This window comes from Blautia acetigignens (genome assembly GCF_025566865.1).
In the GTDB taxonomy this organism is placed as follows: Bacteria; Bacillota; Clostridia; order Lachnospirales; family Lachnospiraceae; genus Blautia_A; species Blautia_A acetigignens.
Window position 1 is genome coordinate 46,689 of sequence record NZ_JAOQJM010000005.1, and the last position, 12,210, is coordinate 58,898.

A 12,210-nucleotide genomic window follows, 5' to 3' on the forward strand; every position below is an offset into this window, starting at 1 on the left:
TACTTATGACAACATTTGGTGATAAAATTAGGAAGTTGCGAAAAGAGAAAAAAATGACTCAACAAAAGCTGGGTGATATGGTGGGCGTTTCTCATAGAACAATTCGATCTTGGGAAGTTGAAGGACGATATCCGAAGCAGAGTAGTTTATATCAAAAACTGGCAGATGCATTTCAGTGTCAGGTTTCTTATCTTATGAATGATAATGAAACCGTGTGCTTGGGTAATGATGAGCCAAGTGAATATGCTGGTGCTAAACAGGCAAGGCAGATTCTTGAACAGGTAGCTGCTTTATTTGCCAGTGGAACTATGACCAATGAGGACAAAACTATTTTCATGGATGAGATGACGAGACTTTATCTGGCATCAAAAAAGAACAGAAGAAAATGGTAAGAAGAAATGAACTGTTTTGTTTTCTTGCTTGATAGAAAAGAAGAATAGAACGTATAATAGTGTTAATGATCCAGAGAAGATTGCTCTGGAAATAGAATTATTCGTACCAGTGGTGCGAGTATAGAGTAGGAGTGAAAGAATGGTAGAAGATACTATGTTTTCCGGGGAATCGAAAAATATTGAGTACAAGGTATCCTTACCTGATAAAAGTGAAAAGTACATGAAGACAATCGTAGCTTTTGCCAATACACAAGGTGGCAAGCTGATTGTTGGAGTAGATGATAAAACACACCAGATTGTTGGTGTGGAAAATGATGTGTTGTTTCAGCTGATGGATGGAATTGCCAATGCAGTTTCTGATTCCTGTGTGCCGCAGATCATTCCTGATATTGAGCCGCAGACGGTAAATGGGAAAACAGTTATTGTTGTATCAGTAGAAGCAGGAAAGAATAGACCATATTATCTGAAATCAAAGGGAAAAGATAATGGCACTTATATCCGTGTAGCAGGTACATCAAGACAGGCATTTCCAGAGAAGATAAAAGAGCTGGAAATGGAAGGTGCCAGAATCTCATGGGATGAGCTTACTTGTGTGGGTTATCCTGTTTCAGAGGAAGCAACAGAGAAACTTTGTCTGGATATCGAAAAGTTCCGGAAGAAAGCAGGAATGTCAGAACATTCTGTAAAGAAAGAGCAGCTGATAAACTGGAAAATCTTAAAGCAGAGTGAGGGACAGCTTCTGGCAACGAATGCCTATGCATTGCTGACATCAGATTATTTCTCATTTTCTAAAACACAATGTGCGGTATTCAAGGGAACAGATCGTGCAGTGTTTCTGGATAAGAGAGAATTTACAGGACCGATTTACACACAAATCGAAGAAGCAGTAGATTTTGTATTGAGAAATATTCGGCTTGGAGCAACGATTGATGGATTGGTGCGAAAAGAGAAATATGAGCTACCGCCGGAAGCAATTAGGGAAATGATTATTAATGCCCATTGTCACCGTAACCTGTTAGACGAATCCTGTATTCAGGTCGCAGTTTATGATGACAGACTGGAGGTGACTTCTCCGGGTGGATTATATAACGGATTGACTTATGAGGAAGTCATGAATGGTCATTCGAAGATCCGGAATAAAGGCATTGCCAATATATTCAGTCAGATGGGACTTGTAGAGGCATGGGGAAGCGGAATAAAAAGAATCCTTAATGCAGCAGAAGAGTATGGACTTTTGAAGCCGAGATTTCAGGAATTCGATAATATGTTTCGGGTAGAGCTGTTCCGTAATTCATTTCCGATGACAAATGAAAAAGAAAACATCAGAGAAACATCGGAGAAGCATCGGAGAAGCATCGGAGAAGCATCGGAGGTAGTGTGGAGAACAGACCTCAACGATACACAGCAAAAGATTATAAAGTTACTTTCAGAAGATCATCAATTATCAGCAGTTAAGTTAGCTGAAAAAATTGGGGTTGCCAGTCGAAATATTGAGAACAATATTAAGAAGTTAAAAGAGTATGGTATTCTTATAAGACATGGATCTCCAAAGAATGGTTACTGGGAGATTGTAGATAAAGATCTACAGGAGTGAGAAGTAAATTAGTCCAAGACTAGTCCAAGATATCTCAAGATTAGTCCAAGGGAATATATATATAAATAACAAAAACAGATTGACATTTTGTAGTAATCAGTAGTAAACTGTACTTGTGGAAGGGAAGTGATATGTTTGGCTAGAAAAACACCAAAAGATGGCAAAGAAGAAAACATACGAGTACGGGTGACTCCAGAACAAAAACAGAGACTTGTTGAGTATGCAGAAAGACACTATCAGAGCATGAGTGGTGTTGTATGTCAGGCATTGGATCTCCTGTACGCAAGAGAAGAACAACAAAATAACAAAGAGTAGAATGGAGTTATTTTGGAGTTTATTTCTTCATAAGCTGTGCGAAAAGTACAAAATCAGAACACATGTTCGAAGCGTAAGTCTCTAATAACAGCCTTTGCGTGTCATGAAATGCTGTCCGCAAAGGAGTTTGAATAATTGCAAAAAGCCTGGAAACCATTGAAAAATAAGGGTTTCCGGGCTTTTGTTTTGTTCAAGTGTACCAGAAGTGTACCACATTCCAAAATTATAGGCTTTTTTGTGCATTTTGCCATGCTGCCGGAGACAGATCAGCGGCGGCACTGTCCTGAAGCTGCTGGGCCACATTACCATGCACATCCGGGTACAGATGGCCATAAAGTTCAAGTGTGGTTTGTACCTTTTCGTGTCCCAGGCGCTCCGACACGGCCAGGATAGGAAAGCCCATGTGAATGAGCAGGCTGGCGTGAGAATGACGGAAATCATGCACACGAATTTTCTTGACGCCGGATTTTTTACAGCCGGCACGGAGCTGGGAGTTTACCCAGCTTTTTGTAAATGGAAACAGCCGGTCGTCCGGATCGTATTCCAGAAGCCGGCCAGCATAATCCTGAACAATAGCACAAAGAAAATCCGGCAGGGTAATATCGCGCTTGCTTTTTGGTGTTTTTGGCTCGTAAATGACTTCCTGGCCATTGGCCACTGCAAAGTTTTTAGTAATATGCAGCACCTGATTAGTGAAATCGAAGTCGGACAAGCTGAGCGCCAGCAATTCCCCCTCGCGGATGCCGGTATAAAACAGGACATTAAAAGCGCAGTATGGCGTTGGCTTGTCTATGGCCTGAATGAAAGTTTTGAACTCGTCCTCGGTCCAGAACAGCATTGTATCCGCTTTTGATTTTCCCATGCTGCCAGCAACCGCCGCCGGACTGCCTGGGAGGCCGTAGTATTTGACGGCATAGTTAAGAATGGCAGCAACCTGGTTGTTGATAGCTTTGAGGTACGTTTTTGAGTACGGTTTACCATTTGGCTGCCGCAGCTCCATAAGTGTGTTTTGCCAGTTGCGGATCATGAGCGGCGTGATCTGGTTTATTGGTGTGCTGCCGAAATAGGGCAGCAGTTTTTTTGTAATAAGGTGCTGCTTATTTTCCCAGGTGGTGGCGCGCAGCCTGGTTTTACAATCTGCCATATACAGCTCTACCAGGGAAGCGAACGACATGTCACAAGATGCAGCCGCTTTTGTAAGAAATTCGCGTTCCCACTCCTGGGCTTCCCGTTTGGTTATGAAGCCCGTTTTTTTCTTTTGCACCCTTTTACCGGTCCAGTCGGTGTACCTGAATTTGCTGTACCACTTGCCGGTTTTGGGATCTTTAGCCACTGACATTTTCGGACTCCTCCGGGATGCGGTTGGCTATGACTGTTTCAAATTCCCGTAAATATTTAATATAGGCACCATAATAAGTATAGCCGGAAGCTGAGGCCGGTACCGTGCCGCTTTTAATGAGCTTTGCGACGGCCAGATCATGCGCCAGCTGATCCGGAGCAACTGGAAAGGTGCCCGTAAGCATTTCTAAATTTTCCATACGAACCTCCATGTTAAAAATTAAAGCACGGTGCAAGTACAATGCAGACACTAGAAAAGCCGTGCTGAATCCTGAATCCTGATTCCCTATTCTTGATTCTAAAAAACATACGGTCGTTGCTGAGCAGCCGACCGGTGCCCGCGAGCATTTTTTGAATATTCAGCAAATGTTTTCTATTTTTTATAAACCAGAAGTATTATTTTTGTTTTCCTCGCGTAGTTGCGCTTCTTGAGATGCGGATTCTGCATTAAGGGATGCTTGCATTTCATCCAATTTTGAATCAGCGTCCGCAGCCATGTAACCTAATGTTACATATTTAGCATCATTAGTTTTGCCGCCAAGTAGTAAACGGATTTGATTATTGGAATAGTCTTGCCAAGTTGTGGTTGTGTTATAATCACTTTCATCATTAACCTCGCCATCACCGTATAAAGAGGTGAGCTTTTGACTTAAATCATTATAAACACCCTCGCCGTCAATGTAGTCGTTAGAACTGAAAGTATACCAGCCAAAGTAAAATAAAGCGTTTTCATTTGTTTTGTCGATGGAGCCATCGGAGTTCAGTTGGTATATATAACATGCATATGTATCACTAGGTTTATAACCTGCAACTTCAATTCCGGAATATCGGCTTACTATTCCGCCGCCATCAACCCTGTCCTTGCCGGAAGTGGTATTTATGAAGTCTATCCCACCCATTCGAAGAATATCATTTTCAAAAGCAGCGGACAGTATTTCCGCTCCGCTTTCAACTAAAACTTTTTCTGTGTCCTGCTTTGTGCCCCACCAAGGGAGGCCTCTAAAAGATATTTCGCTCTGATTGGCAGAATCAGAAGTTTCGTTTTTTACTTCTGATGAGGCTATGACACCGATAGGGTGAGATAAAGTTAGTGATACTGCTGTTAAGGAAACAAATAATAATTTCTTTTTCATAGTAGCCCTCCTATTATTTTTTACCATTTTTGCCGTTGTATACAGACTCCCATTCGCTGAGCATTTGAACGTAGTCGTTTACTTTTAATTGATTAGAAGCGGACAGATCTAGGTATGTGTGAAACATGTTTATACCTGATTCAGTAACTTTTGTTGCGATTACCGGAGGAGTGCGAGAATCAAACCCTGGAACATCTGTTTTGCCCATTAAGTAGTCCATGGAAACATTGAAATAGTTTGCCATGGCTATTTTTATATCGTCGTTAGGAGCATTCCGCCCGGTTTCGTATTGAGAAATAGTATTTTTTGCAACACCTAAGACGGCACCAAGTTCCTGCTGAGTAAGATGGGCGTCAACGCGCAATTTTCTAATTCTTTCTTGCATAGTAGCCATAACGCTACCTCCTTATTAAGTTCTTAAAACATGAACTATTATGAATAATGTACCATATTCGCCATGAAAATCCAATAGCACTATAAAAATATCTTAAAACAAGATAAATAACGCTTGACAGTTCTTAAAATAAGATGTATCTTACAGTTAAGAGGTTCGCAATACAAAGATTAAAAACAAAATAGAATCTCAAAACAAGAATGCGAGAGGAGCTGAAAAGAATGAGTAAAGAGCGTGCAAACCTTGAACTACTGAGAGAAATCCGGAAAAATCGAGGCAAGACACAGGCAGAAGTGGCGGAGGCTATTGGCTATAAAAGCAAAAGCTGTTACTGCTCTATGGAAGTAGGCCTGTATGCCATTGATACAGGAACCGCAAATAAAATCGCAGATTTTCTGCATATGACAGATTTAGAAAAATTGGCGGTTTTTTTTCCAGATTAAGTTCATGCTTTAAGAATATGATACCACTGGAAAAAGGAGGAATAAATGCAAAGCCGAGTAACAAAAGCGGCGGGCAACAGGTACTGCCAGGCACGACTGAAAGCGGCAAAGTACAACGAAAAGCTCTTGACGAGAGCCGGAGTTGTTGACTACTTGCCAGGGGTTACAGAGGACAGCCTGAAAAAGTACGAGCTGGACATAACAAAAACCCCAAACACGGTTGTGGCACTTATGGCTGACGCATACGCGGAGCCGGAATTGAGAGCCTGGTATTGTGCTAATGAGTGCCCGTTGGGAAAAGACAGAATCGCGGAGATCAGCGACATGCCGCCAGAAAGATGCGTGCTCCGAATGAGGAGACACATGGACGACATGCAAGACGCCCTCACAGAATTTGCAGAGATTGTTGAGGACGGGGTAATAACACCGGAGGAGCTTGAAATGGTACCGGAAATAAAAAGACGGTTTACAGAAGCCCGGCAAAAGGTTGATGAAATGCTGGCCGCCATAGAAAAGATTGAAGCCCGCAAAGGGTATCCGGATTAAGAAAAGAGGTGCAGGAGCATGGGAAGAACGGCAGCAGCTACAAAAGAACCACCTAAGTTTTTGAGAGTGGCAGACGTGGCAGCCATGCTGGATATATCAGAAAGCCACGCATACAAGATTATGCGACAGCTAAATAAAGAGCTGGAAGCAAAAGGCAAGATTGTAACAGCCGGCCGAGTATCCAGGAGGTACCTGGAAGAAAGGATGTATTGATGGCAGATAACACATGGAAGTTTTTAGAGCACCAGGAAAGCAACCCGGAAGCATTGAAGCAGGCAGTTGATACCCTGATCGGGTACACAAAGAAAAAGGGATTTGCAGGAGCTGAAAACGCACAGCTGGACAGCCTGGAACTTGTAAAACATGTCATTATATGCGAGGCCGCGGCGCTGGTATTAAGCGACGACTGGAAGGCATTTATGAAATACAGAAAAGCAGGAGGCAAGGAAGATGGAGAAAACAAACGTAATTAAGCTCAAATATTTAAGAGCCGGACAGCCATCCGGAAGAGAGTACACATTTTACACACCGGCACCGGTTGAGGTTGGCGACATTGTGGATATTGCAGTGGTAAGCCCGGACAACACAAGCCAGGGAATGGTCACAGCGGTAAACGTACCACTGGAAGAGATTGAGGCATTTAAGGACAGAGCCAAGACGATCATCGGAAAGGCAGCACAGAGAACAGAAGCTGAGGAACCGGAGCAGAAAACGCTGCTGGATGTATAAGGAGGAACAACATGACAAGAAAGACAGTAATGCACAGAGAAACAGAGGTCTTTGTAGTTGAGGAAAAGCTGGCACCGAGAAAGGAAGCCATCAAGCGCCGCGTAAAGCTGGAAAGATGTATTGCGGCAGGCATTAACCTGGGAGCAATGATCCTGACCGGGGGCGCGCTGGTAAAGATCGGGCTTATGGTGTTTGCAGTGATGGACAGCAGAACCGGAGGCCTGGGCGGCGAGGTTTTAGTATTTCCGGCACTGGCAATGATGTTTTTATGGGGCCGTGAAATTGGCCTGAGAGAAGCAAGACAGGAGGCAGAAGCTATTGAGGACAATGGAGGAGAGTATTGAGCAGAAAGCGCAGGAACGCGCAGACAGAAAGCTGCAGTACATAATAAGCAGATACGGGGATGCGAACGGAGAACGCCGCAAACCATATTACAGAGAGCAGCTGATCCAGGAGGCAAAGGCAGCGTTGAGCTGGGAAATTTTTAGCCTTGCTTTTATGGAATTGTGCAAAGAAAATGCCCCGGTGACACCGACCAAAGCGTCCGAGGCATGAAACCCGCAGTTATCAAATAACCGCTTGTGCTTATTATAGCATGAGAGAAAGGAATCGTAAATGAGCAAAATTATTAAGGTTAGCACAGATTTAGAAGTTACTGTACATGATTTTCCGCAGGGAAACATGAGAGAACAAAATCGAGCATTGTACGAGCTGATCGGGAACGGGTGCGACATGATCGAGCACGTTATGCCGGTAAGACTGTACAACGAGCTGGGACACAGCAACCACGTAAAAAGAAGCAATAGCAAGTGCGTGAGCATGTTGATCGACGAGGAGGGACTGCTCAAGGACAATGAGACAAACCTGATCGGCAGCTATTTGTACGGAGTTGACCAGCATGGCCAGCGGATTGTTGGGAACGTGCTTTTTGTTACGGATGTGTACGAGGGCGACGGGATCAGCTTCACAGGCATTGAGCCGGAGACATTTGAAAAGCTGCATGAACAACTGAAAAATATGGCGGTGGCCATGAAAGCGACCGTGCAGAGCATGAAAGGAGCTAAGGCATGAAGATATTGAAAATGAGACTGGAAAACTTCCAGGGCGTGAAAGAACTGGAAATTGACCCGCAGGGCGAAAGCAGCGCGATCTATGGCGATAACGGAACCGGCAAGAGCACCGTATACAATGCCTTTACCTGGCTGATGTACGGCAAGCCGAGCACCACAGAAAAGAACTACACACCAAAAACCACCGGCAGCCATAACCTGCACCATAGCGTGGAAATGACCGTGGAACTGGCAGACGGTTCAGAAATGGTACTGAAAAAAGATTACCACGAAGTTTACAAGACCATTAAAGGAAACCCGCAGCCAGTGTTATCCGGACACACAACAGATTACAGCATGGACGGGGTACCGGTAAGCGAAACCCAGTTTAAAAAGAATCTGCTGGAAATTTACCATGATGAAGAACTGGCAAAGATGCTGACCTCTTACAACTACTTTTTGGAAAACATGAAAGTAGCAGACCGCCGCAAAATCCTGTTACAGGTGTGCGGGGATGCGGATTTTAATGAGGTTATTGAGAGCCAGGGCGACCTGTTGAGAGAACTTCCGGAAATGCTCCGCAAGCCTGGAAAGGCAGAAAATTATTATACCGTGGACGAATACAGAGCCATTGCCGCAAAGGAGAAGAACCTGACAGACAAAGAACTGGACGACATCCCGCAGCGTATTGACGAGGCAGAGAAAGCAAAGCCGGACGTTGCGGGCCTGGATGCACAGACCATTGACAACACCATGGCAGAGATTAAAGAGAAGCGCCGGGAACTGGAAAGCCAGAGGGCTGCCAGAGAATCCGGAGCGACAACAACCATCCGACAGCAGATCGCAGAACTGGAAAGCCAGAGAGCTGCCGGAGAGGCCAAACATGTGAGAGCAGAAGCCGAGGCAAACAAAGGAGCCTACGAGCGGATCAGCAACCTCCGCTATATGGCAAGTACCATTGAAACGGATATCATGCACACCGAGCAGGACAAGCGCGAGCATGAAAACGAAATCCAGCGCCTGAACCGCAGAAGAGAGCAGCTCCTGGCGGAGTGGAATGAGGAAAATGAAAAGGAATGGACCGGATCGGAGATTTGCCCGACATGCGGCCAGCAGCTTCCGGCAGAGCAAATTGAGGAAGCAAAGGAAAACTTCAATACAGCCAAGGCACAGAACCTGGAAACAATCAACAAGCGCGGCATGACAGAGTGCAGCAGCGGCATGATTAAGAAAGAGCAGGACGAAATTGAAGCCCTGGACGCTCGCCTGGTGGAACTGAAAGAGAAGAAAGCAGAAACAGCGCAGAACCTGGCAACAGCTGAAAAAGCGGTACTTGCAACAACGGACTATAAGGACACAGCCGAGTACAGGCAGTTTACAGAGCAGATTGAGAGCCTGCAGGAAAAACTGAAAGATGTCAGAGCGGCAGCTGCTGAGGCAGACAATGTGCTGAGCGGACAGCTGAAAGAACTGGACGCTCGCCTGGAAGCTGAACAGAGCAAAAAGGCACAGCTGGCAATGGTTAAGAAACAGGACGAGAGAATCACCCAGCTGGAAAAGAAAGAGGAGGAGCTGGCAGCGAAATATGAGCAGCTTCAGAAAGGCATTTACCTTTGCGAGCAGTTTGTAAAAGCGAAAACAAAGCTCCTGGACGAGAAAATCAACAGCCGCTTTAAAACCTTGCGTTTCCGGTTGTTTATCGAACAGCAGAACGGCGGCATTGCAGACGATTGTGAGGCCCTGGTACCTTGTAAAACTGGCCTGGTGCCATTTAAGAGCGCGAACAACGCAGCACGTATCAATGCAGGCCTGGAACTGATTGACACGTTGGCCGAGTATTACGGCGTAGAGCTTCCGGTCTTTGTGGACAATGCGGAGTCTGTTACAAAGCTGACACATACAGAAACACAGGTTATCCGCCTGGTGGTATCCGAACCAGACAAGACCCTGAGATTTGAGAGAGGAGACAAGTGAGCATGACAAGAGTACACCCGCAGTTTTTAATGAATGGTTTTAAGAAAGCCGTAGAAAAGCAGGATTTTGGAGAATTTAACAAGGAATTAACTAACGGCATGAATTACTGGACAAACCTGTTTAATACAGAGGTTGGAGCACTGGACCCGGACGAGGCACCGCTGATCATTGCCGCACTGGAAGAACTGGCGAGTACCTACAAGAAAACGGTACCTGGCGCAGGAAATATTGCAGATACTTTCCGCAAGAACACGAAAAGCATTGTGTTTATGACGAAAGTACCGAAAGGCAACTAATGGACGGCGAAATTTTTACAATCCGCGCCCGCAGGTGTAAGCGGTGCGGCAGACTCCTGACCAGCGCGGAAGCAGTAGAAAAAGGGTATGGTTGCCAGTGCGCTGCAAAGGCACAAGCTGAGGAAGATGAAAAGAAACCGATACCCGGACAAATGACCTTTGACGATTTATTTAAGAATATGGAGGAGTAGAACATGGCAAACGAAATGACAGTACAGAAAACAGAGAGCCTGAGCAACAGCGAGGCTTTTACAAACAAGGTTTTAAAGGAGTTCGGCAGCAACGTGGCCGGAAGCATCCAGGTAACTGATTACCAGAGACAGCTGATCCAGGGTTATTTTATTGCGACTGACAGAGCATTAAAGATGGCCGAGGAGAAGCGCGTAAGCAAGAATGAAAATAACAAGGATCACAAGTGGGACAATCCGGATCCGATCAACTGGAACACGGTAGACCTGAACGCCCTGGCGCTGGACGTTGTGCACTATGCTCGCATGGGGCTGGATATGATGCAGGACAACCACCTGAGCGCTATCCCGTTTAAAGATAACAATCGCGCAACCAGAACCGGCACAAAGATGTACGTGGTCAACCTGATGCCTGGATATAACGGAATCCAGTACATTGCTGAAAAGTACGCACTGGAAAAGCCGGTATCCGTTACCGTAGAGCTGGTTTACAGCACAGATACCTTTAAGCCACTGAAAAAGAACAGAGAAAACCGAGTTGAAAGCTATGATTTTGAGATCAACAACGCATTTGACCGCGGGGGAATCGTTGGAGGATTTGGCTATATTGAGTATACGGAGCCGACCAAGAACAAGCTGATCATCATGACCCTGAAAGATATTTTAAAACGTAAGCCGGAAAAGGCTTCCGGAGAGTTTTGGGGAGGCAAAAAAACAGCCTGGGAGAAAGGCCAGAAAGTGGAAGTTGAAACAGAGGGCTGGTTTGAAGAAATGTGTCTCAAGACCGTAAAGCGTGAGGTTTACAGCGCCAAGAACATGCCAAGGGATCCGAAAAAGATTGACGACGCCTATGAGTACATGCGTATGCAGGAGATCAGACTGGCGCAGATGGAAACCCAGGAAGTGATCGATGCAGAAGCAAACCAGGTTGTAATTGACACGGAAGCCCAGGAAACACCACAGAAGCCAGCACAGCCGGCCTTTTTGACCGACGACGGAGGACAGCAGGCTCTTGACCTGGGAAACCCTACAAAGCAGCAGGCGCAGCCACAGCCTGCACGTAACACCACCGCGGCACGCAACACAGCAACCCGCGCAGCAGGACCAACGTTTTAATGCTGATTAACCCTATTGCATCCGGCAGCAGCGGCAACGCCTATTACATAAGTGACGGGCAAAGCAGTTTGCTGTTGGATGCGGGGATCCCGCTGGCACAGATACAAGCCGGATGTGGTTATAAGGTGTCACAGTTGAGTGGCTGTCTTGTGACACATGGCCACGGGGATCATGTAAAAGCTGCAAAGGCGCTGGCTCGCATGGGCGTGAATATTTACACCAGCCAGGGAACAGCAGACATGGCAAACCTAACCGGGCACCGAATTTGCACGGTGCGAGCACTGGAAAGCTTCCATGCAGGAACGTTTGAGGTACTTCCCTTTGATGTTGAGCATGACGTACCGGAGCCACTGGGCTTCCTGATCCGGAGCACAGTGACCGGGGAAAAGGTACTTTACTTTACTGATACGGTTTACATCAAATATACCTTTATAGGCTTGACTCACATAATGATGGAAGCCAATTACGACCCTGAGACAATGGAGCAGAACGTAAAAGAGGGCCGTATACATGCTGCCAGAGCCAAAAGAACCATAGGCTCGCACATGAACATTGAAACAGTTATAAAAACGCTGGAATCGTTTGATTTAAGCAGGCTGCAGCAGGTTTACCTGTTACACCTGAGCAATGACAACAGCCAGGCCGCAGACTTCAAGCGGCGCGTGCAGGCCCTGACAGGCAAAGAAGTGTACTTGTGCTAAAG

General features: G+C 45.7%; 20 protein-coding genes. 16 read left to right on the forward strand and 4 right to left on the reverse strand.

Annotation, left to right across the window (positions count from 1 at the left end; genetic code table 11):
• Positions 1 to 5: 5 nt before the first annotated feature.
• From OCV70_RS07850 to OCV70_RS07860, 3 genes are all read left to right on the forward strand, one after another.
• Positions 6 to 392 carry a helix-turn-helix domain-containing protein gene (locus OCV70_RS07850; RefSeq protein WP_044924454.1) on the forward strand — a complete coding sequence of 129 codons (387 nt, stop codon included), beginning with the start codon at positions 6 to 8 and terminating at the stop codon, positions 390 to 392.
• A gap of 139 nt (positions 393 to 531) precedes the next feature.
• Positions 532 to 1,986: an RNA-binding domain-containing protein gene (locus OCV70_RS07855; protein ID WP_114001563.1), complete on the forward strand. Its 1,455-nt coding sequence runs from the start codon at positions 532 to 534 to the stop codon at positions 1,984 to 1,986.
• A 135-nt stretch (positions 1,987 to 2,121) separates the two neighbouring features.
• Positions 2,122 to 2,301 carry a hypothetical protein gene (locus tag OCV70_RS07860; protein ID WP_028086473.1) on the forward strand — a complete coding sequence of 60 codons (180 nt, stop codon included), beginning with the start codon at positions 2,122 to 2,124 and terminating at the stop codon, positions 2,299 to 2,301.
• A gap of 223 nt (positions 2,302 to 2,524) precedes the next feature.
• On the opposite strand, the gene OCV70_RS07865 is transcribed toward OCV70_RS07860, so the two are convergent.
• From OCV70_RS07865 to OCV70_RS07880, 4 genes are all read right to left on the reverse strand, one after another.
• On the reverse strand, positions 2,525 to 3,640 hold the full coding sequence (locus OCV70_RS07865) for a site-specific integrase (protein WP_262579515.1): 1,116 nt from the start codon (positions 3,638 to 3,640) through the stop codon (positions 2,525 to 2,527).
• Positions 3,627 to 3,839 (reverse strand): hypothetical protein, encoded by a 213-nt coding sequence (locus tag OCV70_RS07870; protein WP_262579516.1) that lies wholly within the window; start codon positions 3,837 to 3,839, stop codon positions 3,627 to 3,629. The genes OCV70_RS07865 and OCV70_RS07870 overlap by 14 nt, the downstream gene beginning before the upstream one ends.
• A gap of 180 nt (positions 3,840 to 4,019) precedes the next feature.
• Positions 4,020 to 4,772 (reverse strand): hypothetical protein, encoded by a 753-nt coding sequence (locus OCV70_RS07875; RefSeq protein WP_262579518.1) that lies wholly within the window; start codon positions 4,770 to 4,772, stop codon positions 4,020 to 4,022.
• Between the two features lie 13 nt (positions 4,773 to 4,785).
• A complete protein-coding gene (locus OCV70_RS07880; RefSeq protein WP_262579519.1) occupies positions 4,786 to 5,166 on the reverse strand; it encodes a helix-turn-helix domain-containing protein in 381 nt (126 codons plus the stop codon).
• A 221-nt stretch (positions 5,167 to 5,387) separates the two neighbouring features.
• Here OCV70_RS07880 and OCV70_RS07885 point away from each other — a divergent pair, with 221 nt between their 5' ends.
• Genes OCV70_RS07885 through OCV70_RS07945 form a run of 13 tightly spaced genes read left to right on the forward strand, consistent with a single transcriptional unit; the run spans position 5,388 to position 12,208 of the window.
• The gene (locus OCV70_RS07885; RefSeq protein ID WP_262579521.1) at positions 5,388 to 5,609 is read left to right on the forward strand and encodes a helix-turn-helix transcriptional regulator; all 222 of its coding nucleotides are present in this window, start codon (positions 5,388 to 5,390) and stop codon (positions 5,607 to 5,609) included.
• A 45-nt stretch (positions 5,610 to 5,654) separates the two neighbouring features.
• Complete coding sequence (locus OCV70_RS07890; RefSeq protein WP_262579522.1) at positions 5,655 to 6,155, forward strand: hypothetical protein; 501 nt, start codon at positions 5,655 to 5,657, stop codon at positions 6,153 to 6,155.
• Positions 6,156 to 6,173: 18 nt separating this feature from the next.
• The gene (locus tag OCV70_RS07895) at positions 6,174 to 6,368 is read left to right on the forward strand and encodes a helix-turn-helix domain-containing protein (RefSeq protein WP_015525402.1); all 195 of its coding nucleotides are present in this window, start codon (positions 6,174 to 6,176) and stop codon (positions 6,366 to 6,368) included.
• Entirely contained in the window at positions 6,368 to 6,628 is a 261-nt protein-coding gene (locus OCV70_RS07900) for a hypothetical protein (protein ID WP_262579528.1), read from the forward strand. Before OCV70_RS07895 ends, OCV70_RS07900 begins: the two co-directional genes overlap by 1 nt.
• Positions 6,606 to 6,884, forward strand: coding sequence for a hypothetical protein (locus tag OCV70_RS07905; RefSeq protein ID WP_110103688.1), 279 nt, complete (start codon positions 6,606 to 6,608; stop codon positions 6,882 to 6,884). The genes OCV70_RS07900 and OCV70_RS07905 overlap by 23 nt, the downstream gene beginning before the upstream one ends.
• 11 nt (positions 6,885 to 6,895) lie before the next feature.
• On the forward strand, positions 6,896 to 7,228 hold the full coding sequence (locus tag OCV70_RS07910; RefSeq protein ID WP_110103687.1) for a hypothetical protein: 333 nt from the start codon (positions 6,896 to 6,898) through the stop codon (positions 7,226 to 7,228).
• On the forward strand, positions 7,203 to 7,439 hold the full coding sequence (locus OCV70_RS07915; protein ID WP_262579533.1) for a hypothetical protein: 237 nt from the start codon (positions 7,203 to 7,205) through the stop codon (positions 7,437 to 7,439). Before OCV70_RS07910 ends, OCV70_RS07915 begins: the two co-directional genes overlap by 26 nt.
• A gap of 60 nt (positions 7,440 to 7,499) precedes the next feature.
• On the forward strand, positions 7,500 to 7,955 hold the full coding sequence (locus OCV70_RS07920) for a hypothetical protein (RefSeq protein WP_262579534.1): 456 nt from the start codon (positions 7,500 to 7,502) through the stop codon (positions 7,953 to 7,955).
• Entirely contained in the window at positions 7,952 to 9,907 is a 1,956-nt protein-coding gene (locus OCV70_RS07925) for an ATP-binding protein (RefSeq protein WP_262579535.1), read from the forward strand. Before OCV70_RS07920 ends, OCV70_RS07925 begins: the two co-directional genes overlap by 4 nt.
• Before the next feature lie 2 nt (positions 9,908 to 9,909).
• Positions 9,910 to 10,203, forward strand: a complete 294-nt coding sequence (locus tag OCV70_RS07930; RefSeq protein ID WP_110103684.1) for a hypothetical protein — start codon at positions 9,910 to 9,912, stop codon at positions 10,201 to 10,203.
• Positions 10,203 to 10,394: a DUF6011 domain-containing protein gene (locus OCV70_RS07935; protein WP_015525409.1), complete on the forward strand. Its 192-nt coding sequence runs from the start codon at positions 10,203 to 10,205 to the stop codon at positions 10,392 to 10,394. Before OCV70_RS07930 ends, OCV70_RS07935 begins: the two co-directional genes overlap by 1 nt.
• Positions 10,395 to 10,397: 3 nt before the next feature.
• A complete protein-coding gene (locus OCV70_RS07940) occupies positions 10,398 to 11,507 on the forward strand; it encodes a recombinase RecT (RefSeq protein ID WP_262579539.1) in 1,110 nt (369 codons plus the stop codon).
• Positions 11,507 to 12,208 (forward strand): MBL fold metallo-hydrolase, encoded by a 702-nt coding sequence (locus OCV70_RS07945; protein ID WP_262579541.1) that lies wholly within the window; start codon positions 11,507 to 11,509, stop codon positions 12,206 to 12,208. The genes OCV70_RS07940 and OCV70_RS07945 overlap by 1 nt, the downstream gene beginning before the upstream one ends.
• The last annotated feature ends 2 nt before the right edge of the window (positions 12,209 to 12,210 follow it).

What these genes read in the sequence shown, in the direction of transcription:
- OCV70_RS07850 (WP_044924454.1), top strand. Translation starts at nt 6, where the DNA reads ATGACAACATTTGGTGATAAAATTAGGAAGTTGCGAAAAGAGAAAAAA.
- OCV70_RS07855 (WP_114001563.1), top strand. Translation starts at nt 532, where the DNA reads ATGGTAGAAGATACTATGTTTTCCGGGGAATCGAAAAATATTGAGTAC.
- OCV70_RS07865 (WP_262579515.1), bottom strand. Translation starts at nt 3,640, where the DNA reads ATGTCAGTGGCTAAAGATCCCAAAACCGGCAAGTGGTACAGCAAATTC.
- OCV70_RS07870 (WP_262579516.1), bottom strand. Translation starts at nt 3,839, where the DNA reads ATGGAAAATTTAGAAATGCTTACGGGCACCTTTCCAGTTGCTCCGGAT.
- OCV70_RS07875 (WP_262579518.1), bottom strand. Translation starts at nt 4,772, where the DNA reads ATGAAAAAGAAATTATTATTTGTTTCCTTAACAGCAGTATCACTAACT.
- OCV70_RS07880 (WP_262579519.1), bottom strand. Translation starts at nt 5,166, where the DNA reads ATGGCTACTATGCAAGAAAGAATTAGAAAATTGCGCGTTGACGCCCAT.
- OCV70_RS07885 (WP_262579521.1), top strand. Translation starts at nt 5,388, where the DNA reads ATGAGTAAAGAGCGTGCAAACCTTGAACTACTGAGAGAAATCCGGAAA.
- OCV70_RS07890 (WP_262579522.1), top strand. Translation starts at nt 5,655, where the DNA reads ATGCAAAGCCGAGTAACAAAAGCGGCGGGCAACAGGTACTGCCAGGCA.
- OCV70_RS07895 (WP_015525402.1), top strand. Translation starts at nt 6,174, where the DNA reads ATGGGAAGAACGGCAGCAGCTACAAAAGAACCACCTAAGTTTTTGAGA.
- OCV70_RS07900 (WP_262579528.1), top strand. Translation starts at nt 6,368, where the DNA reads ATGGCAGATAACACATGGAAGTTTTTAGAGCACCAGGAAAGCAACCCG.
- OCV70_RS07905 (WP_110103688.1), top strand. Translation starts at nt 6,606, where the DNA reads ATGGAGAAAACAAACGTAATTAAGCTCAAATATTTAAGAGCCGGACAG.
- OCV70_RS07910 (WP_110103687.1), top strand. Translation starts at nt 6,896, where the DNA reads ATGACAAGAAAGACAGTAATGCACAGAGAAACAGAGGTCTTTGTAGTT.
- OCV70_RS07920 (WP_262579534.1), top strand. Translation starts at nt 7,500, where the DNA reads ATGAGCAAAATTATTAAGGTTAGCACAGATTTAGAAGTTACTGTACAT.
- OCV70_RS07925 (WP_262579535.1), top strand. Translation starts at nt 7,952, where the DNA reads ATGAAGATATTGAAAATGAGACTGGAAAACTTCCAGGGCGTGAAAGAA.
- OCV70_RS07930 (WP_110103684.1), top strand. Translation starts at nt 9,910, where the DNA reads ATGACAAGAGTACACCCGCAGTTTTTAATGAATGGTTTTAAGAAAGCC.
- OCV70_RS07935 (WP_015525409.1), top strand. Translation starts at nt 10,203, where the DNA reads ATGGACGGCGAAATTTTTACAATCCGCGCCCGCAGGTGTAAGCGGTGC.
- OCV70_RS07940 (WP_262579539.1), top strand. Translation starts at nt 10,398, where the DNA reads ATGGCAAACGAAATGACAGTACAGAAAACAGAGAGCCTGAGCAACAGC.
- OCV70_RS07945 (WP_262579541.1), top strand. Translation starts at nt 11,507, where the DNA reads ATGCTGATTAACCCTATTGCATCCGGCAGCAGCGGCAACGCCTATTAC.